Annotated in this window: 17 protein-coding genes and 1 pseudogene; 14 read left to right on the top strand and 4 right to left on the bottom strand. The window is 64.7% G+C overall.

Annotated features, from left to right (window positions below):
• Positions 1-5: 5 nt before the first annotated feature.
• Together QTH86_RS26110 and QTH86_RS26115 are read right to left on the bottom strand one after the other, a co-directional pair.
• Positions 6-1544, bottom strand: coding sequence for an ATP-binding protein (locus QTH86_RS26110; protein WP_286649076.1), 1539 nt, complete (start codon positions 1542-1544; stop codon positions 6-8).
• 80 nt (positions 1545-1624) lie between these two features.
• On the bottom strand, positions 1625-4522 hold the full coding sequence (locus QTH86_RS26115; protein WP_286649077.1) for an ATP-binding protein: 2898 nt from the start codon (positions 4520-4522) through the stop codon (positions 1625-1627).
• A 166-nt stretch (positions 4523-4688) separates the two neighbouring features.
• Here QTH86_RS26115 and QTH86_RS26120 point away from each other — a divergent pair, with 166 nt between their 5' ends.
• Positions 4689-5693: a Bug family tripartite tricarboxylate transporter substrate binding protein gene (locus QTH86_RS26120; RefSeq protein WP_286649078.1), complete on the top strand. Its 1005-nt coding sequence runs from the start codon at positions 4689-4691 to the stop codon at positions 5691-5693.
• A gap of 470 nt (positions 5694-6163) precedes the next feature.
• Here QTH86_RS26120 and QTH86_RS26125 read toward each other — a convergent pair whose 3' ends face one another.
• Entirely contained in the window at positions 6164-6991 is an 828-nt protein-coding gene (locus tag QTH86_RS26125; protein ID WP_286649079.1) for an aldo/keto reductase, read from the bottom strand.
• A gap of 40 nt (positions 6992-7031) precedes the next feature.
• Positions 7032-7900, bottom strand: a pseudogene (locus QTH86_RS26130) (NmrA family NAD(P)-binding protein).
• Between the two features lie 111 nt (positions 7901-8011).
• On the opposite strand from QTH86_RS26130, the gene QTH86_RS26135 reads away from it, so the two are divergent.
• The 13 genes from QTH86_RS26135 to QTH86_RS26195 all read left to right on the top strand — a co-directional run bounded on the left by QTH86_RS26135 (position 8012) and on the right by QTH86_RS26195 (position 22075).
• Positions 8012-8920, top strand: a complete 909-nt coding sequence (locus QTH86_RS26135) for a LysR family transcriptional regulator (protein WP_286649080.1) — start codon at positions 8012-8014, stop codon at positions 8918-8920.
• Positions 8921-9488: 568 nt separating this feature from the next.
• Entirely contained in the window at positions 9489-11858 is a 2370-nt protein-coding gene (locus QTH86_RS26140; protein ID WP_286649081.1) for a di-heme oxidoreductase family protein, read from the top strand.
• A gap of 117 nt (positions 11859-11975) precedes the next feature.
• Positions 11976-12890 (top strand): glycoside hydrolase family protein, encoded by a 915-nt coding sequence (locus tag QTH86_RS26145; RefSeq protein ID WP_286649082.1) that lies wholly within the window; start codon positions 11976-11978, stop codon positions 12888-12890.
• A 421-nt stretch (positions 12891-13311) separates the two neighbouring features.
• On the top strand, positions 13312-13632 hold the full coding sequence (locus QTH86_RS26150; RefSeq protein ID WP_286649083.1) for a hypothetical protein: 321 nt from the start codon (positions 13312-13314) through the stop codon (positions 13630-13632).
• 154 nt (positions 13633-13786) lie between these two features.
• Positions 13787-14044 (top strand): SWIB/MDM2 domain-containing protein, encoded by a 258-nt coding sequence (locus QTH86_RS26155; RefSeq protein ID WP_162573579.1) that lies wholly within the window; start codon positions 13787-13789, stop codon positions 14042-14044.
• 338 nt (positions 14045-14382) lie between these two features.
• Positions 14383-14859 (top strand): RNA polymerase sigma factor, encoded by a 477-nt coding sequence (locus QTH86_RS26160; protein ID WP_286649084.1) that lies wholly within the window; start codon positions 14383-14385, stop codon positions 14857-14859.
• A gap of 14 nt (positions 14860-14873) precedes the next feature.
• Entirely contained in the window at positions 14874-15872 is a 999-nt protein-coding gene (locus QTH86_RS26165; protein ID WP_286649428.1) for a FecR family protein, read from the top strand.
• A gap of 139 nt (positions 15873-16011) precedes the next feature.
• On the top strand, positions 16012-18498 hold the full coding sequence (locus QTH86_RS26170) for a TonB-dependent siderophore receptor (RefSeq protein WP_286649086.1): 2487 nt from the start codon (positions 16012-16014) through the stop codon (positions 18496-18498).
• Positions 18495-19730: a PepSY-associated TM helix domain-containing protein gene (locus QTH86_RS26175; protein WP_286649087.1), complete on the top strand. Its 1236-nt coding sequence runs from the start codon at positions 18495-18497 to the stop codon at positions 19728-19730. Before QTH86_RS26170 ends, QTH86_RS26175 begins: the two co-directional genes overlap by 4 nt.
• Before the next feature lie 281 nt (positions 19731-20011).
• Positions 20012-20395 (top strand): hypothetical protein, encoded by a 384-nt coding sequence (locus QTH86_RS26180; protein WP_286649088.1) that lies wholly within the window; start codon positions 20012-20014, stop codon positions 20393-20395.
• Positions 20396-20437: 42 nt separating this feature from the next.
• The gene (locus QTH86_RS26185; protein ID WP_286649089.1) at positions 20438-20770 is read left to right on the top strand and encodes a hypothetical protein; all 333 of its coding nucleotides are present in this window, start codon (positions 20438-20440) and stop codon (positions 20768-20770) included.
• Positions 20771-20909: 139 nt separating this feature from the next.
• Positions 20910-21536 carry a helix-turn-helix domain-containing protein gene (locus tag QTH86_RS26190; protein WP_286649090.1) on the top strand — a complete coding sequence of 209 codons (627 nt, stop codon included), beginning with the start codon at positions 20910-20912 and terminating at the stop codon, positions 21534-21536.
• A complete protein-coding gene (locus QTH86_RS26195; RefSeq protein WP_286649133.1) occupies positions 21536-22075 on the top strand; it encodes a GNAT family N-acetyltransferase in 540 nt (179 codons plus the stop codon). The genes QTH86_RS26190 and QTH86_RS26195 overlap by 1 nt, the downstream gene beginning before the upstream one ends.
• Positions 22076-22121: the final 46 nt, after the last annotated feature.

Below are 22121 nucleotides of genomic sequence, written 5' to 3' on the forward strand. Positions count from 1 at the left end.
GCGGCTCAGCGCGCGCCATCGGGCATGCCGCCCGCAGCGTCGGGGCTCTCGCGCAAACCGATCGTTCGAAGCAGCGACTGCGTCGTTCGGTCACGCCCCGCTTGCTTTGCCTCCGCTCGCTCGAGCACGATGCTCAAGTACTCTGCGTGGCGCCGACGCACCGCATGCTCCTCGCGGCTGGCCCGCAGCTTCTGCAGGCAATACGCTCGGGTCGTTCCAAGCAACCTGTAAGTGACCCCGGCGCCTTCCACATGCACGGCGAGCAGCGACTTGGTCACCAGGTCGGACAACACGTTCGCCGCTTCGACGGAAGGAAGTCCCGAGATGGCCGAGGCACCCTCGAGATCGAACGCACCCGCAAATACCGAGACATCGCGCAGCAGCGCCGCCTCGTTCGCAGGGAGCAGGCCGTAGCTCCAGTCGAGCGTTGCGGCGAGGGTGCGGTGTCGCTGTGGACCAGCATGGCGCCCCGTGGCGAACAGGCCCAGGAGATCGTCGAGCTGCTCGAGCAGGCCGTCGACGCCAAAGGCATCGATGCGCGTCGCGGCGAACTCAATCGCCAGTGCGAGGCCATCGAGCCGGCGGCAGATTTCCGCCACGGCCGCGGCCTCGGCGTCTCGCAGTCTGAAGGACTCGAGCCTGTCGACGGCGCGGTCCACGAACAGTTGGACCGCGGGAAACGCAAGTGCCTCTTCTGCACTCAGCCGCGCAGCGGACGGCGGTGTGCCCAGGCCGGGCAGCCGGCGGACGCGCTCACCACTCAGCTGGAGCGGCTCGCGACTGGTGACCAGGACCTTCACGTCGGCGGCTTGAGACAGGATCTGGTCCGTGCAGGCCGCGACCGCGTCGACAAGCTGCTCGCAGCCGTCGAGCACGAGCAGGATCTCGCGGTCGCGCAAAGCGCTGCACAGCGTGGCTACGGAGTCTGCCGTGCCTGTCGGCAGCGCGACCGCCGCCGCGATGGCATTCGGCACCAGGGCCGCCTCCGTCAGCAGCGTCAGGTCCACCAGCCAGACGCCGTCTCTGCAAGACCCGAGTGCCTGTTCCGCGACGGCCAGCGCCACCGTCGTCTTCCCGATGCCTCCCGGGCCGACGATCGTGACAAGGCGGGACACGTCCAGATCGCGCCGGATCGCATCGATCGCGTCGGCCCGCCCGAAGATGCCCGCCGTTGCGAACGGCAGGTTGTGGCCGTGCGTCGACGAGGCCAGGGACGGCGGTGCCGAACCCGGCGGCCCCACCGCGCGGACGGGTGCGACGAACCGGTACCCCCGACCCGTCACCGTTGCGATGTACCTGGCCATGCCGGGTTCGTCACCGAGCGCCCGTCTCAAGGCCGCCATGTTGACTTTCAGATTGCAGTCTTCGACCACGGTGTCCGGCCAGACGCGCGCGATCAGTTCTCGCTTGCCCAGGAGCACGCCGGGGCGTGCGACCAGGGCCGCGAGAATATCCAGCGCCCTGGTGCCGATGCGAAGCGGAACGTCATTGCGCAGCAGCGTCTTGCGGTCGGGATCGAAGACGAAGGGTCCGAATCCGAGCATCGCCGCTGTCGACGCGGCCGCGACAGACGTGCCCGACGTGACCGGCCCGCTCTGCGGGGTGTCTGACGGGCCAGGTGCATTCACGACGACCACGCTTCCTCGCGGTCTGCCAAGGTGGCGTGGAGTTGCGCGGCTTGCACGAGGTCGCGCGTCTCGCGCCCCTCGGTGAACGCCTGAATGACCGGCAGGAGCACTTGACGCGCCTCGCTGACCCTCGACCTCTTGCTCAGGAGCCTGGCGAGATCGGTGGCGGCCCGCAATCGCCACGCTGATGCGCCCATTGTCTGGGCGAGCGACATGGATGCCAGCAGTTGCACCTCGGCCTCGTCTGCGCGCCCTCCGGCGGCCAGGACGGATGCCCGGATGCGGACAAGCTCAGGCATGCACCACTGCTCGTTCTTCGCGACGGCCCTGTCGAGCGCAGCGTCGATCGTCGCTTCGGCTTCCGCGAGTCGGCCCGCTCGGGCGGAGAAGTCCGCCAGGACGCCGAGGTAGAACGGAAGCCGCGCAAGGTTACCGGTGGCATGGAACGCCATCACGGCGTCCGCCAGCCCGTCGATCTCGGTGGGCGACGCGTCAGGTTGCTCGCACGCCAACGCCGCCTTGTAGAACATGGCTGTCGGGCGGCGAACGTCGAAGCCGTGCCGTGAGGCAAGTTCGTCGAGTTGCGCTGCACAGTGGGCGCACTCTTCATGGCGCCCCGTCCAGTAGAAAACGAGCACGGCCCACGACAGTGCATTGCCAAGCGACAAATGGTGGTCGGTCTGTTGAGCGTAGGCGACTGTTTCCTTGGTCATGCGCAGCGCCGCATCTGGCGACCCCATCAGCCACAGCGTGTGCGACAGCACGTTGCCCACATTGACGATCCGGTCGGACAGATACCTCACATGGTGTCTCAGGCGCTGCGAGTCATGGACGTCTCTCAGATCGAGTTCCCGCCGACGCTCCAGGCGCTGCCGGACACCCGACAGTTGCCCCGTGAACAGTTCCGCGAAGCCGAGGGCTGCCTCGGCCTCGGGGATGGCAGACGGCATTTCCGCGGCGGCGACGGAAGCGAGACGGCCGATCGTGTGAATCGCTGCATCGTTCTCGCCGCAAAAGAGCTGATGGACCCCCATCAAGCGCAGGCATCGGACGCGATAGTCCACATCGCCGCGTCGATTCGCGATGTCCAATGCCTGCTCCATGGCTTCCATCGCCTGAGACATCAGCCCCTGCGTGAACATCGTGGCGCCGCCCAGCCATGCCTTCAGCTGCATCTCGAAGACCGAACCGGTCAGCCCTGCGGCGTCGAGTTCCGCGACAGCCTCCGAAACGCGAGCGCGGCATTCCTCGGTGTGCGAGAAATGATTCCAGAGCAGAAGGCCGGCAACCGTCAGCCGGATGCGCAGAGCGCGGTTGACCGTCTCATGCCGGGCCCATGCCAGCGCGCCGCGAAGGTCGTCGAGGTGCCGTCCGTAGACAGACGCCCACTGAGGTGCGGCGCTTTGGGACCACTCCACCGTCGCCCGCTCGAGCACTCGGCACACATGCTCGGCGTGGCGCTGACGGGTTTCCTGGTTCTTGCCGCTGCCGGCGAGCTTGTCCAGTCCGTAGGTGCGTGTCGTCTCAAGGAGCCGGTAGGTGACATCCGCACCATCCACATCGACCGCCAGCAGCGACTTGGCAACCAGTTCGGCGAGCGCATCCGCGGTCTCGGCGGGACGCAGGCCGGAAACCGCCGAAGCCCCGTCCACCTCGAACATGCCGGCAAATACCGAGACGTCGCGCAGCAATGCCGCGTCTCGCGCCGACAGCAGGCTGTAGCTCCAGTCGAGCGTGGCCGACAGCGTGCGCTGCCGCTGCGGGCCCGCCCTGCGTCCGACGATGACGTGGAATCGATCGTCGAGCTGCTTGAGCAGGCCACCCACGCCGAACGCGTCGATGCGCGTCGCGGCAAATTCAATGGCCAGGGCGAGCCCGTCGAGTCGGCTGCAGATCTCGGCCACCAGCGGCGCTTCGGCATCCCGCAGCTCGAACGACTCGAGCCTGTCGGCGGCCCGGTCCACGAAGAGCTGAACGGCAGGAAAGGCGAGCGCTTCCTGCGCACTCAACTGCGCAGACGGCAACGGCGTGCCCAATCCTGGCAATCGCCGGATGCGCTCTTCGTCGAGCCGGAGCGACTCGCGACTGGTGACCAGGATCTTCACCCCGGCGGCGCGCACCAGGATCTTGTCGATGCAGACGGCGACGGCATCGATGATGTGCTCGCAGCTGTCGAGAACAAGGAGCATCTCGCGCTCCCTCATGAACTCGCAGAGTGCGCCCAGCACGTTGGCCGAATTGGCCGGCAGGCCGACGGCCATCGCGATGGCGTTGGGTGCCAGGCTCGCGTCATTCAACAGCGAAAGGTCGACCAGCCAGACGCCATTCTTGAAGTGGCCGATCGCCTTCTCTGCAACGGCCAGCGCCACGGTGGTCTTCCCGATGCCGCCCGGGCCCAGAACCGTCACGAGGCGGGACACTTCAAGGTCCCGACGCAGGGCGTCGATCGCGTCGGCGCGACCGAAAATCCTCGATCTTGGGAAAGGCAGGTTATGGCGGGGCTCCGCCAACGCAACGGGTGGGAGGGAAGCGCCAGGCAATACGCCGCCTCGGACGGGAGCGACGAAACGATAGCCACGACCCGTCACCGTCGCGATATACCGGGCCATTCCGGGTTCGTCACCGAGGGCTCGCCTCAAGGCGCCGATGTTGACCTTGAGGTTGCAATCCTCGACCACCGTGTTCGGCCAGACGCGTGCCATCAACGCCTGTTTGCTCACGTCCTCACCCGGACGTTCGACCAGCGCCGCCAGGATATCCAGGGCACGGCCCCCGATCCGTACCGGCACATTGGCTTGTAGGAGCAGTTGACGCTCGGGAACGAGCACGAAGGGGCCGAACGAAAATGACCTCGGTCGACCGTTCTCGCACGCACTGGACATCATGTATTCCATTCACTAACCATCGGATGAATTTACTCGACGGCTTCCAGCCGAACTGGTGCCACGAAGATACCGACCTCGCGCTTTTCTCCCCTCGTCGTCAAGCACTGAACCACGGCCATCGATCGACAATCGTCCCGCGGCATGATCGTTGCCCGACGCCTTTCAAGACCCTGACATGAAAACGCCATGCTCCCTTCGCACATTGTGCGCACCGCTCATCACGATGATGGTCGCCTTCCTGCTTGCGGCCGCCATGCCTGATGGACATGCACAGGCGGAAGGCGGCATTCCCGACCGGCCCGTGCGGCTCGTACTGCCCTATCCGCCTGGCGGATCCACCGATGCCGTGGCCCGCCACATCACACAGCAGCTGTCCGTCGATTGGAAGCAGCCCGTGATCGTCGACAACCGGCCCGGTGCGAGTGGAATGATCGGCACCGAGGTGGCGGTACGCGCACCGCCAGATGGCCACACCGCCTTGTTCGCCATCACGCAGAACATTCAGAACCCCTTGCTCTATCCAAAGGCCTCCTACGACTTCAGCAAAGACTTCGTGCCGGTGGCGCGCATCCTCACAGTGGCCAGCGGACTGGCCGTGTCCGCCGATCTGCCGGTCAGCACCATGAAGCGGCTCGTCGAACTGATCCGGTCCCAGCCCGGTCAGCACAGCTACGGCTCCACCGGCGTCGGTTCAACGGCGCACATCTATGGCGCACTGCTCGACAAGACCGCCGTGCTCGATGCGGTGCACTCGCCCTACAAGGGTGCAGGCCCCATGCTCACCGACCTCCTGGGCGGCCGGATCACGTTCACCATCATGGACGTCGGCTCCCTGATGCCTCATGTCAAGGCCGGAAAGCTCAAGATCCTTGCGATCACAGGGGCGCAGCGGCTCGCTGCGCTGGACGGGGTCCCCACCTTTGCCGAAGCAGGCATGAACGGCTTCGAGGCACTGGCCTGGATGGGAATCGCCCTGCCTGCCGGCACACCGGAGGCGATGCAGAGAACGTGGGGCTCGGCGCTCGAGCGGTACCTGACCAGCAGTGGTTTCGCAAGCACGCTGGCCGGCATGGGGCTGACGCCGAGCTATCTGGGGCCGCACGATTTCGCGGCGCAGATCGCCCGGGACACCGCCATCTGGCGAACCATCATCACGACCGCCAACGTTCGAGCCGAGTAGTCGAGTGGTGCAACGGTCTGCCTACAACCCTTCCTCGTTCGGAAATCAGAGGCTGCGCGTTTCGGCCGGTGCCCGTCTGGTAGTGCGGCGGCGAACGGGGTACGTCTCCGTCCAGCGGCAAACATCTCCCCGACCTGAGGCCGAGGTGAGGGGTCGAGAGCATCGGTGTCGATTCCCATCCAGCCCAAAACCCCAGTTCCTCGTGAATCAACGACTTGCGTCGGGTTGCCTCACGAGCTTTGAAACTGCAGATTCACTTCACTCGAAATTCAGGGCTCTCTGTCTCACCTAACTTTGCACCGGCGCCGCCGCAGGTCGTCGGCTTCAGCCAGCGAAGTGCGCCCAAGGCCGACGGGAAGACCAGCACTGACATGAATGGTCCTGCGCGGATGTCGCCTTTCCAGTGGCTCGCTCCAGGTCAACCGCTTTCCGCACGATCGACTTGCCGCCCCACCGAATGTTCATGCCTGTCATTCGCCTGCATCCCAGTCCGGCGCGAAGGCAGGCTGAACGTACCGCTGGTTCTTCGGCAGTGCCGCGATGGCAGCGCAGTCTTCATCGTCAAGGCGCAGGCTGAGCGCTTCCAGGTTCGCCTGCTGGCTGGCCGCTCGTGCGGCTTTGGGAATCGCGACTACACCGGGCTGCTCCAGCAGCCAGGCGATGCTCACCTGCGATGCCGAGGCGCCATGCTTCGCGCCGATGCGCTGCAGCACAGCGTCCTCCGCGACTCTGCCCTGTGCCAGCGGTGCATAGGCGACCAGCGGAATGCCCTTCCCGCGCAGATATGCCAGCAACGCGGACTGATCGAGGAAGGGGTGGTATTCCACCTGCACCGCGGCGATGGGCGCGCCCACCTGCTCGATCGCGAAGCGCAGCATCGGCAGGTTGAAATTGCACACCCCGATGGCCCGCGCGAGTCCTTCGCTGCGCAGCGCCGTGAGCGCCTCCATCGTGGCCGTCATGTCCATCGCGGGCGAAGGCCAGTGCACCATGTAGAGGTCGACGTAGCCGAGGTCGAGCCGCGCAAGGCTGCGGTCGAACGCGTCTCGCAGCGCCGCAGGCGCCAGCTGGTCATGCCAGACCTTTGTGGTGACGAAGCAGTCCTCCCGCGCGAGGCCGGAGGCCGCGAGCGCTGCACCGACGGCCTCCTCGTTCTCGTACATCGCAGCCGTGTCGATGTGGCGAAAGCCAAGCGCCAGCGCGCTTTCTACCATCGGCTGGCACCCCGCCCCCGGCACACGAAACGTTCCCAAACCCAGGCGGGGGATCTCCACGCCCTGCGTGCTCAGACTGTCCATCGCATCGACTCCGTTCGATCTTCGAAGAGGCGTTGGCGCATCAAGCGCTCGCCGGGGCGACAAGGCGTCTCAACACCGTTTCGAGGTCGGTCGTCCCCTTCAGCGATGCATCACAACCGGCCTCGAATTCGATCCAGCCATCGTTGAAACCGTCCAGCATCCGGATGCGCGGCTGCGGGTTGGCCATCCCTTGCGAACGGAAGAGTGCGTCCCAGGTCGCCCGCGGTACGGCTGCGCCACGACATCGCGCCCGAGCACCCGGCCCAAGGCAGCGGCCAGCTCCAGAGGCGTGATGCGGTGCGGCCCCTCCAGCTCGACCACCCGGTGCCCCTCCCAGACCTCGCGCAGCATCCGAACGGCCGTCGCCGCGACGTCTGCCGTCGCAACCATGGGCACCGGCTTGTCCTGCGGCTGCAGGAAGCTCGACACGACACCAAGCGAGCGCGCACCGTCGATGTCCCAAGCGGTGTTCTCCATGAACCACGCGGCGCGCAGGAAAGAAACCGGCATGGGCAGCGCCTGAAAGGCGCGTTCCATGATCTGCAACTGGGTCAGCAGACTGTCTTGCGTCGCCTGGGCGCCAATGGTGGAAAGCGCCACCACACGCCGCGGCCGGACCTGCTGCAGAGCCGTGACCAGCGCTGCGACATTGGCCCGGGTTTCGGCGTAGCCCGGCGTCGGATCGAACACTGGTGGCAAGAGCACGAACACGGCTTCGGCACCGGCGAACGCGTCTGCCAGCGCCGCGGCATCGTCCATCGCGGCCAATGCCGTCTCGCCACCGAGACCGGTCCACGTCGATACCTTGGCCGCGTCCCGCAGAACGGCGCGTACGGAAACGCCTTCGGTCAGCAACGCTCTGGCGATCTGACCGCCGACCTGGCCGGTCACGCCGGTGATGACAAACATGTTTTTCTCCTGATGCCACGCGGGGTGCGTAGCGTTGACCGGGAGTCTGGACGCGAACGCCGCGAAAGGCGATAGCATGGGAGGTATCTTGTTCATGCTTGGCAGTCATCAATGGCAATGTTCGACGCGCAACTGCTCGAAGGCCTCGACGTCATGGCCGCCGTCGTCGACATGGCGAGCTTCAGCCGTGCCGGCGAAGCACTCGACATGTCCCAATCCGGCGTCAGCCGGGCCGTGGCGCGACTCGAGAGCAGGCTGGGCATCCGTGTCTTCGAGCGCAGTACCCGGTCGGTGCGTTTGACGGACGAGGGGCGCCGTTTCTACGAGCAGGTCATGCCACTGGTCGGTGCGCTCGAAGAGGCCACCAGCAGCGCCGCGGGAGGCACTGCCGCGGTACGCGGTCGACTGCGCGTCAACATCGACCCATTCTTTTCCCGGCTGATCCTCGGACCCAGGCTGGGCGCCTTTCTGGACAGTCATCCGGGTCTCGAGGTGGAACTGCGCAGCCGGGACGACCTTGGCGACATGGTGACCGACGGGTTCGACCTGGCCATCCGTTTCGGTCATCCGCAATCCTCGTCGCTGGTGTCCCGCAAGTTGTTCGATACACGGGTGTTGACCGTCGCATCGCCGTCCTATCTCCGCCGCTACGGCCAGCCGACCGACCCGCGCGAACTCGAGGCAGGGCACCATCGGTGCATCCTGTTTCGTGACTCAACCACTGGTCGGCCATTCCCCTGGGAATTCCACCAGCGCCGACGAAAGCTCACCGTCGCGGCCCGTGGCGCCCTGACTGTCAACGATGCTGGCACCCTCTACAGCACTTGCCTGGCCGGTCACGGCATCGCCCAGTTGTTCGAACTGGGCGCCGAGCGTTACCTCGCCGGCAACCAGCTCGTGCCCTTGTTCCCTGACTGGCCGGACGAGCGCTTTCCACTGCACGCCTACTACCCCAGTAGACACCACGTTCCGGCCAAGACGCGGGCGCTGCTGGACTTCGTGACCAGCCTGCTGCCGTGAGTTGGGTCGGGCGACACGTACGAGGTGGTGACTGACTGTCAGCTTGCTCGCTTCATTCCCCGCGACCGCCGAGGCGCGCTGAGCGCTGAATAGGCTCACAGTGCAGTTCCTCACAAGCACCCTGTCGGCGGCGGTCAGGCTGCGCGGTCGTGTGCCAGCGATGGTTGTCGTTGTTTGTGCGCCATGGACGTACGTTGCTTGGTGCGTCAGGCGCTCAGCAAGAGATTGAACGACAGTCGCGTGCCGAGAAAACGTGCCATCAATGAGTGAGCGCGCGCTCAGGTTCAGCACCGCTCGCTTTGCAGATGCCGCAATGCACTTCGCATATGCGTACCGCGCCGCTCCGGCAGCGCGGTGTCGGCGCGACGTATCGAGCCCATCACAGGGCGGGACTTGTCAATTTCCGTCCCTGAAAGTGACAAACCGCGCTCATCCATCGCGCAGTTTTGCTTATCGCCGATATGGCACGAAGGCTGCACCGTTTGTCAGCGAGGGGCGAAAGCCAGAAAAAAGTCGCGATCCGTGGGACAGCTCACTGGCGCGCGCACAACAAAACGAGGAACCCATCATGGATACCAAGAAGGCCGCAAAGGCCACGCGCCGCCCATTCGGCAACAAGGTTGCCGCTGCAGGCCTGCTAGTGATCGTCGCCGCTGTGATCGCCGCCTGCGGCGGCGGTTCAGGCAGTTCTGCGGGCGGCAGCACGCAACCTCCTGCGACCGGCACATCGCCTGCCGATTCATCAGGCGACGTCGCGATTGAGGAACCCAGCAACGTCGGAACGGACCGCGACGCGCCCAATCCGGTTCCGCCCACACCAGCGCGACCGGCCACGGTCGCCACGGCGGTCGACCCCAGCCTGGGCATCTCGAGCTACTACCCGCTGTTCGCGTTCGGCACGCCGATGACCGAGCAGCTTCAGTACCGCGAAGCCGATGGCACCCTGGTCACGTTGATGGGCATGCGCCCTACCGAACGTCATGCACGCGAACGCGGTGAGGACTGGAACGAGCCGGACAAGGCGCCGGGGCGTTACCTCACCTTCCCCTCGGCGTACTTCCAGAACCGCACCTATGGCATCGAGATCCGCGACCACGTTCCGGCGGGCAAGCAGCTCATCGAGATGACGCTGATCGTCAACGATGGCACGTTCGACGGGACCACCTTCAGCCTGTTCCGCAACAGCAATGATGAAGGCGTTCGCGACTACGGCTGGTCGCTCAATACCGGCTTCAACAATCCCAAGATGGGCGGGAAGCCGATCTGTACGGCGGGAAGCCGCGACTGCAAGATCGACTTCGACTCGTTCTGGGACGTGCCCAAGGGACAGCCCCATCGTGCGCTCAAGATGGGCGACGTGATCGAGCTGGCGCCCGCGCAACGCATGGAGCGCTACGGCGACGGCATGCACGCCGGGGAGCCGACGCCCGAGAACCTCAGGGGCAAGGCGGTGGTCGACGGCGCGGGCAGCCGCTACTACTCGTTCGAGCAGCTCTATGTCGTCGGCAAGGGGCTGGCGCCGTGGTTCGGCGTGGCGCCACGCCTGAACTCCGCGCCGCTGCCCGACGACACGCTGCTGGGAGGAGCGACCAGCCTGTCGTACAACTATTCGGAAGAGCCGATGCGCGTCTTCCAGCAAATGGCCAACAACATCGGCATCGTCAACGCCAAGCGCTTCGTGCAGGGCCGCCGGCTATTCCATACCTCGTTCCTGGACGGCAAACATTCGGAACACCCGAACGACAACCCTGTGTTCGCAGCGCATGTAGGCCAGCTCGGCCAGCGCTTCAACCAGGAGCGCTGCATTGCCTGCCACACGCTCAACGGCCGCAGCCCTGCACCGACCATCAACGCACGACTGGATGCGATGTCCGTGCTCACCGCGGCCGCCACGTCGACGGGTACGTCGCCTGTTCCTGATCCCACCTACGGCATGAACGTGCAACAGCGCTCGCGCAACGCCGGGGACGCAGACTGGGCGGTGAGCGTGCAGTCATACACGACGACGCCCTATGTGCTACCCGACGGGGAGCGGGTCGATTTGCAGAAGCCGGTCTATGCCTTCAAGGGCGGCGCGCCGGCGCAGTACTCCGTGCGGCAGGCGGCTCAGATCGTCGGAACGGGCCTGGTCGAGGCACTGGACGAGTCGACCATCCTGGCGCTGGCCGACCCGCCGGACGCCAACAGCGACGGCGTCCGCGGCCTGCCGAACTGGGTGGTGAATCCGGAGGATGGCAAGACCCACCTCGGCCGCTATGGCTGGAAGGCTTCGAAGGCAACGCTGCGCCAACAGGTCGGCGATGCCCTGCTCAAGGACATCGGCGTCACGAGCCCGGTGTACCCGAAACCCGAATGCCAGAAACTGGATGCGAACTGTCATGCCGCCGGCGGCGCCACGGCCATCTCGGCATCCGAACTAGAGCGCCTGTCCGACTATCTGTCGCTTCTGGCCGTCCCGGCGCAGCGCAGCTTGCGCAGCGGCTTCCCGGCCGACGCCCGCGTCTCGCCCGAACACGATGTGAACCCGACGCAGATCGCCCGCGGACAGGTGTTGTTTGCTCAAGCCCAGTGCATCGCCTGCCACACACCGCAGATGAAGACGGGCAACAACCATCCGTTCGCGGAGCTGCGCAACCAGGTCATCCGCCCCTACTCCAACTTCCTGTTGCACGACATGGGGCCGGGCCTGGCCGACACGCTGGCCGAGGGCAAGGCATCCGCCAACATGTGGCGCACGGCGCCGTTGTGGGGTCTGGGCTCGCTGAACTACACACAGGGTGACGCGCAAAGCGTGCGTTATCTGCACGATGGCCGGGCCCGCACGCTCATGGAAGCCATCCTGTGGCACGGCGGCGAAGCGGCAGGAAGTCGCTCGAGGTTCGAGGCGTTGCCGAAGTCGGATCGTACGGACATCCTGGTCTTCCTGAACTCTCTTTGATCTGGCTCAAGAACTTGCGAAGGCTCCATGACTTCTGTACGTCCACGCACATCGACGCGGCCGACTCCGCCTGCTCGTCGCCAGTTTCTTGCAGCGCTTGCATCATCGGCCGCCGGCGTGGCGCTCACCGCATGCGGTGGCGGCGGCGGCACCGATGGCGGCAAGACCGACACGGCGCCAGTGGCCGGCAACCCCGCGATGCCCGATGGCACAGCGCCAGAGTCGTCGGCGCCTGCGTCGGGCGCACCACCACTGGCCAAAAGCAGCAAGCGGGGCATCGCTTATGACCTGGCTTCTGCAGAGGACCTGAGCGCGCTCGCAACGGGCGTCAGCTGGTGGTACGACTGGGGCTTGCGCCCGAACGCCGCGGTCCCTGCCGATTACCGTACGCGCTATGGCATCGATTTTCAGCCGATGCTGTGGAACGGAAATTTCGATGCGACGGAAGTCACGACCTGGCTCCGGTCACAGCCGGACATTCGCCACCTGCTGTTGCTGAACGAGCCCAACCTCACGGACCAGGCCAACCTGACGCCCTCGCAGGCCGCAGCACTGTGGCCACGCTACGAAGCCGTCGCAGCGGCCACGGGGGTGAAGCTGGTCGGGCCGGCGATCACGTGGGGCACGATGACCGGCTACGCCGATCCCGTGGCGTGGCTCGATGCCTTCTACGCCGCCTACCGTTCGGCCAACGGCAGCCGCGATCCGCAGATCGACTACCTCGCCTTCCATTGGTACGACTACGGCCTCGGTGCCCAGCTCGACCGGCTGACGAAGTACGGCAAGCCCTTCTGGGTGACCGAGTTTGCGAACTGGCACAGCCAGGCCGATGGGGCACGGATCGACACGGTGGCCAAGCAGAAAGCGCAGATGACCGAGATGGTTGCCACATGCGAATCACGTTCCGACGTGTTTCGCTACGCGTGGTTCACGGGCCGATGGAGCAACGACGTGCACCACACCAGTCTGCTCGGCGCGAATGGCGTGTTGACCGAGCTGGGACAGCATTACCTTTCGCTGCCCTTCAACTGAGAGGTTTGCGTCGCGTTAGCACTTCGCCGAAGCCGACGCTGCCTGGAAGCGGCCCAACCGTCGTGCCGCTCAAAAGCGGCCATTGAGGTGATGCTGCGGAAGTGGAGTTAGGCGATTCCGGAATCTGCGGTCGCCGCTGTCGATTCCCATCCAGCCCTAAACCCCAGTTCTATATGAATCAACGACTTGCGTCGGCTTGCCTCACGAGCTTTAAAACTGCGGTTTCACTTAACTTTAAATTCAGGGCTGTCTATCTCATCTAACTTTGCACCGTGGCACCGGGGGCGGTGGCCTTAGCCAGCGAGGGGTGGCCATGGGCCCGCCGCAGGTGGCGTTTCGCGAAAACCACGCGACGTAGGGCAGGATGCGCCCAACACCGGACCTTCGCCGTGCACCTCCAGTTCCACACCAAATTCCAACTATGAGCAGCATCGGTGTCCTCGTTCGGGCCTCGCAGGAAATTGAAGAGCTCGACGCCGACTGGCTGCCGCTGCCGTTGGGCACCCGGCCCCATGTCCACGCTGTCATCTACGAACTGACTGGCGTCACGACGAAATCGCAGCGGTTTGACCTTCGTCCGAAAGGTATTGCCTTGGAGCTTGAAGTCGGCGATGACGAGCCGCCGATGTCCGTCACTGCATCGGGGGTGTTCGACGAGGCGGCTGTTGCGATTCTGAAGAAGCTATGTACGGCTCTTGCCGCCCGGTTGTACGACAGCGAGGAAGGTCGATTCATAATTTGAGCGACCGCCGCTGGCGGCCAACAGCGGACCTTCATGCCAGCCTTCCAACTTGCCAAGAACTGACCGACGGGCGTGCCCCATACCCGCCTGGAGCCGCGCCCAGCGAAACCTTTTGGAGGGCGCTCGTAGAATTCGCCGCTTTGCCGAGACAAACATGACCACTGCCAAGAAGCAAACGGCGTTCACGCGCCCCCTGACACCCAGCGTCGAGCTCGCAGCTGTCATAGGTTCCGCACCCCAGCCTCGAACCGAGGTCACCAAACTGCTGTGGGGCTACATCAAGCTGAACAATCTCCAAAACCCCGCGAACAAGCGCAATATCCTTTGTGATGCCAAGCTTCAGGCGGTGATGGGCAAGCCCGAGGTGACGATGTTCGAAATGTCGGGTCTCGTCGGGAAGCACCTGTCCTGAAGAGCGTTGCCGCACGCACGCATCGGCCCCGGCCGGCCAGGAGTCGACCTGGTCGGTGACCGGCCCAGACGGCCAAGAGCGGAAGTTCGAGGTCCGCGGCAAATTTCTTGCTCTCCTCTCCGCTGGTCTCGGTAAGCATCTGTCAGCAGCGAAGGCCCGACTGCCCTTTTACTTCTTCTCCAGTCTTGGAATGAGTCCAGGCCCTGTTGGCGTAGTGCGCGTCGGTTGCACAACCACTGTCTATAATTTTTGCTTCCGCTCCCCCGCCAAAGATCAGCAACAGCCGCATCTCAGCCAACTGGGGAGTTCTTCCCCTGTCTCACTGGCTGAGGTGTATCGTGCCCGAGCGCTTTTACAGAGAATTGCTGCGGTATTTCACTCGCAAGATCCGTGACGATGATGCTGCGGCCGATGTGGTGCAAGAGGCCTATACGCGCGTGTATGCGCTTCAGAATGCGGGGGGCGCGGTGCTGGAACCACGGGCTTTGCTGTATCACACGGGCCGAAACATCGTGGCCACCGCTGCGACCCGACGTGTCGCCGAGCAACGCATGCTCGACGCGCTCGCCCTGATCTCCAGCGACAGCGCGCCGACGGCCGAGCACCAGGCGATCGCGCGCCAGCAGTTGAACAGGCTCATCGAGCGCCTCGCCGTCATGCCGCGCAAGCGACGGGAAGCCTTTATCCTTGTGCGGATCCACGGCTATGCCTACAAGGAAGCGGCCGAGCACATGGGACTGAGCGAATCTGCCGTGGAGCGCAACGTCATGCGCGGGATTTTCGATTGCGCAGGCCTCGCGCCCTCGCGCGCGTGAACGGCCGGACGCAAATGACGCCACTCACGCCGCCGCCCCGATCCATGATCGAGCATGCGCTCCTGCTGATCGGCCGCACGCACAAGGGACAGCCGGAGACGGCACGTGCCGCGCAGACGGAGCTCGCAGCGTGGCGCGACCGCAGTGCAACGCACGCCGATGCCGTCCGAGCAGCGCAGCAACTCTGGGAGGCGACCGACGGCAGCGCGTTGGTGAACAGCGTGCCGGTGCCCCGCAGCCCCGCCCCAACCAATCTGACGCGGCGCCGGGTTGTCGGTCTTCTTGGCGCCAGCGGTCTGGCCGCGCTCCTGGCGGCCGGCGGGGGCTGGTACTGGCAGCAACCTGTCTACACCTTGAGCCTGGCCACCGGACATTCGCAAATGCTCGAACGAACCTTGCCCGACGGTACCCAGCTGAGCCTGGCCGCGCGCACTCAGGGATCAATCGTCTACTACCGCGACCGCCGTGAGGTCCGGCTGGTCGATGGCGAGATCCGCTTCCAGGTCACGCCCGATGCCGAACGCCCGTTTAGCGTCGCGACCGACTGGGGGCGCGTACGGGTGCTGGGAACCACCTTCAGCGTCCGCGCACGCGAGAACGGCATGCGCGTCGCCGTCTCGGAGGGTCGCGTGGGTGTCTGGCCTGGTCGAGCGGACAGGATGCTCGTCGACTTGGCGGGCGAGCCAGCGGCGGTCCTCCAAGGGGGCGAGGCGATCGAATCCGATGGGCAGCGCCTGGGGCCACCGATGGCGATTCAGCCCGACTCCGTCGGCGCGTGGCGGCACGGCTGGTTGGTCTTCGACAACACACCACTGCCCGAAGCCCTGGCGCGTTGGAACGATTACCTTCAGCGCCCCGTGAGGCTGGGCGGGTCCGCTGAACTGAACATGCTGCGCCTGAGCGGCAGCTTTCCCCTGCGCAATCCGCAAGCCTTTCTGGCCGGCTTGCCGGACATCCTTCCGGTCCGCATCGTCCAGATACCAGGAGGCGCTGCCACCATCGAGATGCGTTGAACGAGCTGTGCCCTCGTGGACGCGCTGCTCCGAGTTGGAGGAAGCGCTCGCAACTCAGATACATGGAGTTTCAATTGCTTTTGTCAGGGTTCGGGCTCCTCGTCGGTCTTCTGCATGAACCAACCAGAGGACTCGCTTCATGCCCCATCCCAGAACGCTCAACAGGCCATCAGCATCGACCAGCCGTGTTCCCGACCCGGCCACGCGCCGCCTGTCGCTCTGTGCCATCGCACTGGCGTGCGGTACCGCGCTGGCCGCGCTCGCGAACGCCGGCGCGGCGATGGCGCAGGAGCGTGCTGCCGTATCCGTGCCATTCCTCCAGTTGGCGTTGCCATCACAACCGCTTTCGCAGACCCTGAATACCCTGTCTCGCCAATTCGGCGTGGCCATCGGGGCCGAAGGATCGTTGCTGGGCGGCAAGATGGCGCCTGCATTGCAAGGCCGTTTGACACTCCAGCAGGCGCTGGACCAGGCGCTGACGAGTTCCGGCCTGATCGCTGTGCGCAGTGGCCCTGCGACGATGTCGATCCAGCGTGCGCTAGAGCCGTCGGCAACTGGATCGACGCTGCCCCAGGTCACCGTCACGGCCGCCCTCGACCGGGAAACAGCCGTTGGTCCAGTCGCCGGCTACGTGGCCAAGCGCAGCGCCACCGGCAGCAAGACCGACACGCCGATCCTCGAGACGCCGCAATCGATCTCCGTCGTGACCAGCGATGAACTGCGGAACCGGCAGGCCGAAACCTTGTCGCAGGCACTCAACTACACGCCGGGGTTCACGAGTCAGCCCACGAGCTTCAACCGCACGGCAGACCGGTTCCGCATTCGCGGCATGGATGTGGAATCCGCCACCAGCGGATCGCTGCGCGACGGACTTCGGCTGCAGAGCAATTCCTACGACGGCATCCAGGAGCCCTTCGGCCTGGAGCGCGTCGAGGTGCTGCGAGGCGCGGCGTCCGTGCTCTACGGACAACTCTCGCCAGGCGGTGTGATCAACGCCATCAGCAAGCGTCCGACGTCCACACCGCTGCGTGAACTCAACGTGCAGTTGGGCAACCACGACCGTCGGCAGATTTCGGCCGACTTCAGCGGCCCGGTGCCCGGCAGCGACACGCTGGACTACCGCCTGACGATGCTGGGCCGCGACAGCAACACCGCGCAGAACCACATCAATGACGACAAACTCTACATTGCGCCGTCCCTGACCTGGCGGCCGAACGCCGACACCTCACTGACGCTGCTGTCCTTTTACCAAAAGACGGACACCCGCTTCTCGGCACCCCTGCCGTACCAGCTGGTCGAAGGCATCGGCAGCGGACCGTTTCGAATCGGACGATCGGACTTCATCGGCGAACCCTCGTACGACAAGATGAAGGGCGAGATGCTCGCGCTGGGCTACGAGCTCGAGCACCGCATCAACGACAGCACGCGCCTGAGTCACAAACTGCGCTACTTCGAGTCGGACGTGGCGTGGAACTACCTGCAGGCGCAGACGTCGACTGCCACCCTCCGCACCGCGTCGACCCGAGGCATTCTTCAACGGCAGTACAGCGACCGTCGCGAACGCGCCGAGGGCCTGGCGAGCGATACCCACCTCGAGACCAAGCAGTCGCTGTTCGGCGCGGAGCACACGCTGCTGATCGGTGTCGATGCGTACAAGACCTCCTACGATTCACGCAACTTCCGAGGCAATGCGCCGTCGCTCAATCTCGGCACCTATGCCTATGGCCAGCCCGTGGTCGTTAACCGCAGCAGCAGCCTCGACCGGGGCTCGCGCATCGATACCACGCAGAAGGGCATCTATCTGCAGGACCAGATCCAGCTGAACGACCGTTGGACGGTGCTGCTTGGTGCGCGCCACGACTGGGCCGATCAGGACCAGACGCTGCGACGCAACCAGGCGAGGACCGGGCAGAGCAACGAGGCGTCCACATGGCGGGCCGGGCTGGTCTACAAGACGGCCTTCGGTCTGGCACCTTACGTGAGCTACAGCGAATCCTTCTTTCCGGTCTCCGTGGCGGACGCTGGCGGCGCACAGTTCAAGCCCACCGGCGGCAAGCAGTACGAAGCAGGCGTGCGCTACCAGCCTGAAGGCAGCAACATGTTGGCGAGTGCCGCCGTCTACGAGCTGACCCAGACCGATGTGCTCAAGTACGACGCGGGCCAGGACACCTACCGACAGGCCGGCGAGGTCCGATCCCGCGGGTTCGAGCTGGAGGCCAAGGCCGAGCTGACGTCGGCGCTCAGCGTGATCGCGTCGTACGCATACACCGACGCGCGCATCACGCGCAGCACCATCGCCTCGGAGATCGGGCAGCGCAGCGAAGACACCCCCTACCACCAGGCCGCGCTATGGGTCGACTACAGCTTCGCGCAGTTCGGGCTGCCGCAGCTGACGGTCGGCGCCGGGGCTCGCTACAAGGGTTCCACGCAGGCTTCCGGCATCGCGATGCCGATGCCCGCTTACACCCTTTTGGACGCGATGCTCAGCTACCGCATCGACCGCCACTGGAACCTGGTGGCGAACCTCACCAATCTGACGAACAAGAAGTTCACCTATTGCGAGTTCGCCATCTGCCGGTATGGCGATGAGCGTCAGTTGACCAGCACGCTGACCTACCGCTGGTGAGTCGCATCGTCATGCGCCGCCTCTGGGTCGACCTGCACCGGTATGTGGGGTTGGTACTTGCCGGCTTCCTGATCGTTGCCGGAGCGACCGGCAGCCTGCTCGCGTGGAACGACGAACTGGAGGCCTTCGTCAGCCCGCACTTGTTCCGCGTGGCTGAGCCGTCGCCCGATGCGCTGCGGCTGGACCCGCTCGTGATCCGCGCCCAGTTGCAGGCCGCGTATCCCCACGCGCTCGCTGTGCGCGTGCCACTCGCACAGGAGCCCGGACGCTCGCTCCTGTTCATGCTCCGAAGCAGGCCGGATGGCGCAGGCCACGCTGCGCAAGCAGTGCCGAACGACCAAGTGTTCGTCGACCCCTATACCGGGCGAGTGCTCGGCGAGCGGAAATGGGGCGATCTCTCCCAGGGAATGAAGAACCTGATGCCCTTCATCTACCGGCTGCACTATTCGCTCGCCCTGGGTGTCGTCGGGACCATCGGCTTCGGGATCGTTGCGTTGCTTTGGACGCTCGATTGCTTTGTCGGTGCCTATCTGACATTGCCTGCGCCCCATCGAACGCCTGCCACGACCGGACGCCGGCGACCGTCGTGGCTCTTGCGTTGGTGGCCTGCATGGAGGCTGCGTCGAAGTGGCGGCTACAGGCTGAATGTCGACTTGCATCGTGCCGGCGGCCTGTGGACATGGGCGATGCTGTTCGTCCTGGCCTGGAGCGGCGTCGCTTTCAATCTTCCCCAGGTCTACGAGCCGGCGATGAGAGCCGCTTTCACGCATCAACCCGGCCTCGAGTCGCTGCCCAAACTCGCCGCGTCGCGTATCGAGCCTGCGATGGGCTGGGCAGAGGCGCTCTCGACCGCACGCCGCCTGATGGTGCAACAGGCCCGCGAGCGCGGGTTCGAGGTCCTGGGCGAGAAAGCGCTGATCTACGACCCGGTGCGCGGGCTGTACCGATACGACGTGAGAAGCAGCCGCGACATCCGCAGCCCGGGCGGCAACACGCGCATGGCGATGGACGGCGCCTCCGGCACCTTCAAAGGCCTATGGCTGCCGACCGGTGCCGCCGCCGGCGACACAGTCAAGACGTGGCTCACCAACCTGCACATGGCGTCGATGTGGGGCTGGCCGATGAAGCTGTTCGTCTGCGCACTGGGGCTCGTCGTGACGATGCTCTGCGTGACGGGGGCGGTGATCTGGAGCCGCAAGCGGAAGGCTCGTCGAAGCGCTCGCATCACCTGAGGCGTGATACGTAAGGTGAACGTGCGTTAGGGCTGGGCCACAGGATGGGCACCTAGGAGCACATCCGGCCAAAGTGACTGCCAGCGCGATTCCAGGAAAATGTCGGCGTTTGAGCGGCCACATCGGCGCGAATCCCTACGCTGAGGCCCGAAGGAAGCCATCGCACCTGACATCACGGAAGTCAGCTTTGCAGCGGTTGCAGACACTAAAGCGCTCACCGTAGACTTCCGCATCCGGCCAAAACCAGACCTTCGTGCCAACCCGCAAAAAAAGAGGATTCTGTGAAGCCTGCTGACCAACTCGTTGACCTTGCGAAGCGTGCCGAGCACAAGCTCGGCGAGGTCTTCGACGCGCCCGAGGTGCTTCCGTTTGCATCTAAATCGATTGACCTTGTCGGAAGCTTTCCGGACCTACGCGAAGACTTCGAGGGCGAATTTAGAACGATGCGAGGGTACGCGCCGAAGGAGTTCGTACAGGTTTGCATGCACGCGCTCCGATGGCCGGAGTTGCGGTCTTTCTTCGAGGAGCAGTCCCGCTTGGCAATCGCGTGGAATGACTGGTCAGCCATCGCAGACTACGGCAAGTACCTTGACGCCTTCGAAGACGACTGGGAGGACGCACGGACTTTCTATGCTCGGTACTTCACAGACGCGGCTAACGACTGACTTCGGCCAAGACCGGTCATTCCCTATCAACTATCAACGAAGATGAGCCGTGTGACCATTTCTACAGCGCCGTGCGACCCGTCCGCCTCGTTGGTGGGCGAAGTTCGACGCATCACAAGCCTCGGAATCCTCGAGGTGCGTGACCGCCTTTCCGCCGGGAGGCCCGTGTTCGACCAAGAGATTTTCTTCAATCGAACAGAAGACGTCTTTGCAAAAGCGCGTGCGCTGCTTTCGGCTCTGGAATCTGGTGGGCATCAGCCTTTTGTCAGTGAGGCTGGTCGGCCAATCACTGCGCAGACTCTGCGAAATATCTTCGAGGCGTCCGAGGAGGAGGCAGAGGAGCTTCGCCGTCTCGACGACCTGGGACATGCGTAGGCGAAGACTGAATTCGGCCAACAGCGGACCTTCACGCGCGCCTTCTAGTTTCCGGCTACCACGATGACTCCCGTCGCGTCCACGAGTTCACCGCCACGTCCGTCTAGTTTTATGGAGGAAGTTCCATTAAACTGACGGAATGAACATCAACGCTCGTATAGCCTACCGTCTGCGCGAGTTGCGCAATGCACGCGGCTACTCGCTTGATGCTTTGGCCGAGCGTAGCGGTGTGAGCCGCTCCAACATCTCTCTCATTGAGCGCGCCCAAAGCAGCCCCACGGCCGCAGTGCTCGACAAGCTGGCCGTCGGCCTGAGCGTGGCACTCGCCTCCTTTTTTGAGGACGCCGCCGGCGGCACGAAGGCCGCGCCGCCTTCACCCTTTATCGGTTTAGCTGAGCAGCCGGTATGGCAGGACCCTGCCTCGGGTTACAAGCGCCGCCGCCTGTCACCACCTGCGCCCTCACCGCTGCAGCTCGTGGAGGTGGTGTTCCCTCCCGGCGGGCGTGTCGCCCTGGACTCTGCCGTACATGACGCGGACATTCATCAGCAGATTTGGCTGCTTGCAGGCCGCATGGAATTGACCGTTGGAGACACTGCTTGGACGCTGTCGACCGGTGACTGCCTATCGATGCAGCTCAACCAACCCGTCGTCTTCCACAACCCCGGTACGAAGCCGGCGCGCTATCTGGTCGCATTGACCACGCTTGCCCGCCCAGCACACCGCCTTGCATCACCAACAGTTTTGTCTGCCAGGAACGACCCATGATGACCCATGCTACCCCTGCTTCATTTACCATCCGGCGCTTGCGCGTCAACGAGGCGGCCGCCAGTATCGAAGCACTGGCCGACGTGCTGATTGACTGCGTGGAGGGTGGTGCGTCGGTCAGCTTCATGCAGCCTCTGCCACGCGAGAAGGCCCTGGCTTTTTGGCAGAGCGTCGCTGAAGGGGTGGCTCGCAACGAGCGCGTGCTGCTGGTAGCGGAAGACGCGGATGGCGCCATCGTGGGGACAGTTCAGCTCATCACTGCCATGCCCGAGAACCAGCCTCATCGCGCCGAGGTGGCCAAAATGTTGGTCCATCGCCGAGCCCGAAAGCAGGGCTTGGCACAACGCCTCATGACGGCAGTGGAGGCCGCCGCGTGTGACGAGGGCAAGACGGTGCTCGTACTAGACACCGCGACCGGAGGCGATGCGGAACGGTTGTATGAGCGCGCAAATTGGCGTCGGGCCGGTATGGTGCCCAACTATGCCTTGATGCCGGACGGCGCGTATTGCAGCACCACGTTCTTCTACAAACAGCTTTAAAGCGATGCAGCGGTCTTGGGCTGAGGCAGGTTCCGGCCAATAGCGG

Origin of the sequence: Variovorax sp. J2L1-78, from assembly GCF_030317205.1 — a bacterium.
GTDB classification, from domain to species: domain Bacteria; phylum Pseudomonadota; class Gammaproteobacteria; order Burkholderiales; family Burkholderiaceae_C; genus Variovorax; species Variovorax arabinosiphilus.

Excerpts from the sequence above, each read along its gene's own strand:
- QTH86_RS26110 (WP_286649076.1), bottom strand. The coding sequence starts at position 1,544 with ATGCTCGGATTCGGACCCTTCGTCTTCGATCCCGACCGCAAGACGCTG.
- QTH86_RS26115 (WP_286649077.1), bottom strand. The coding sequence starts at position 4,522 with ATGGAATACATGATGTCCAGTGCGTGCGAGAACGGTCGACCGAGGTCA.
- QTH86_RS26120 (WP_286649078.1), top strand. The coding sequence starts at position 4,689 with ATGAAAACGCCATGCTCCCTTCGCACATTGTGCGCACCGCTCATCACG.
- QTH86_RS26125 (WP_286649079.1), bottom strand. The coding sequence starts at position 6,991 with ATGGACAGTCTGAGCACGCAGGGCGTGGAGATCCCCCGCCTGGGTTTG.
- QTH86_RS26135 (WP_286649080.1), top strand. The coding sequence starts at position 8,012 with ATGGCAATGTTCGACGCGCAACTGCTCGAAGGCCTCGACGTCATGGCC.
- QTH86_RS26140 (WP_286649081.1), top strand. The coding sequence starts at position 9,489 with ATGGATACCAAGAAGGCCGCAAAGGCCACGCGCCGCCCATTCGGCAAC.
- QTH86_RS26150 (WP_286649083.1), top strand. The coding sequence starts at position 13,312 with ATGAGCAGCATCGGTGTCCTCGTTCGGGCCTCGCAGGAAATTGAAGAG.
- QTH86_RS26155 (WP_162573579.1), top strand. The coding sequence starts at position 13,787 with ATGACCACTGCCAAGAAGCAAACGGCGTTCACGCGCCCCCTGACACCC.
- QTH86_RS26165 (WP_286649428.1), top strand. The coding sequence starts at position 14,874 with ATGACGCCACTCACGCCGCCGCCCCGATCCATGATCGAGCATGCGCTC.
- QTH86_RS26170 (WP_286649086.1), top strand. The coding sequence starts at position 16,012 with ATGCCCCATCCCAGAACGCTCAACAGGCCATCAGCATCGACCAGCCGT.
- QTH86_RS26185 (WP_286649089.1), top strand. The coding sequence starts at position 20,438 with ATGAGCCGTGTGACCATTTCTACAGCGCCGTGCGACCCGTCCGCCTCG.
- QTH86_RS26190 (WP_286649090.1), top strand. The coding sequence starts at position 20,910 with ATGAACATCAACGCTCGTATAGCCTACCGTCTGCGCGAGTTGCGCAAT.
- QTH86_RS26195 (WP_286649133.1), top strand. The coding sequence starts at position 21,536 with ATGACCCATGCTACCCCTGCTTCATTTACCATCCGGCGCTTGCGCGTC.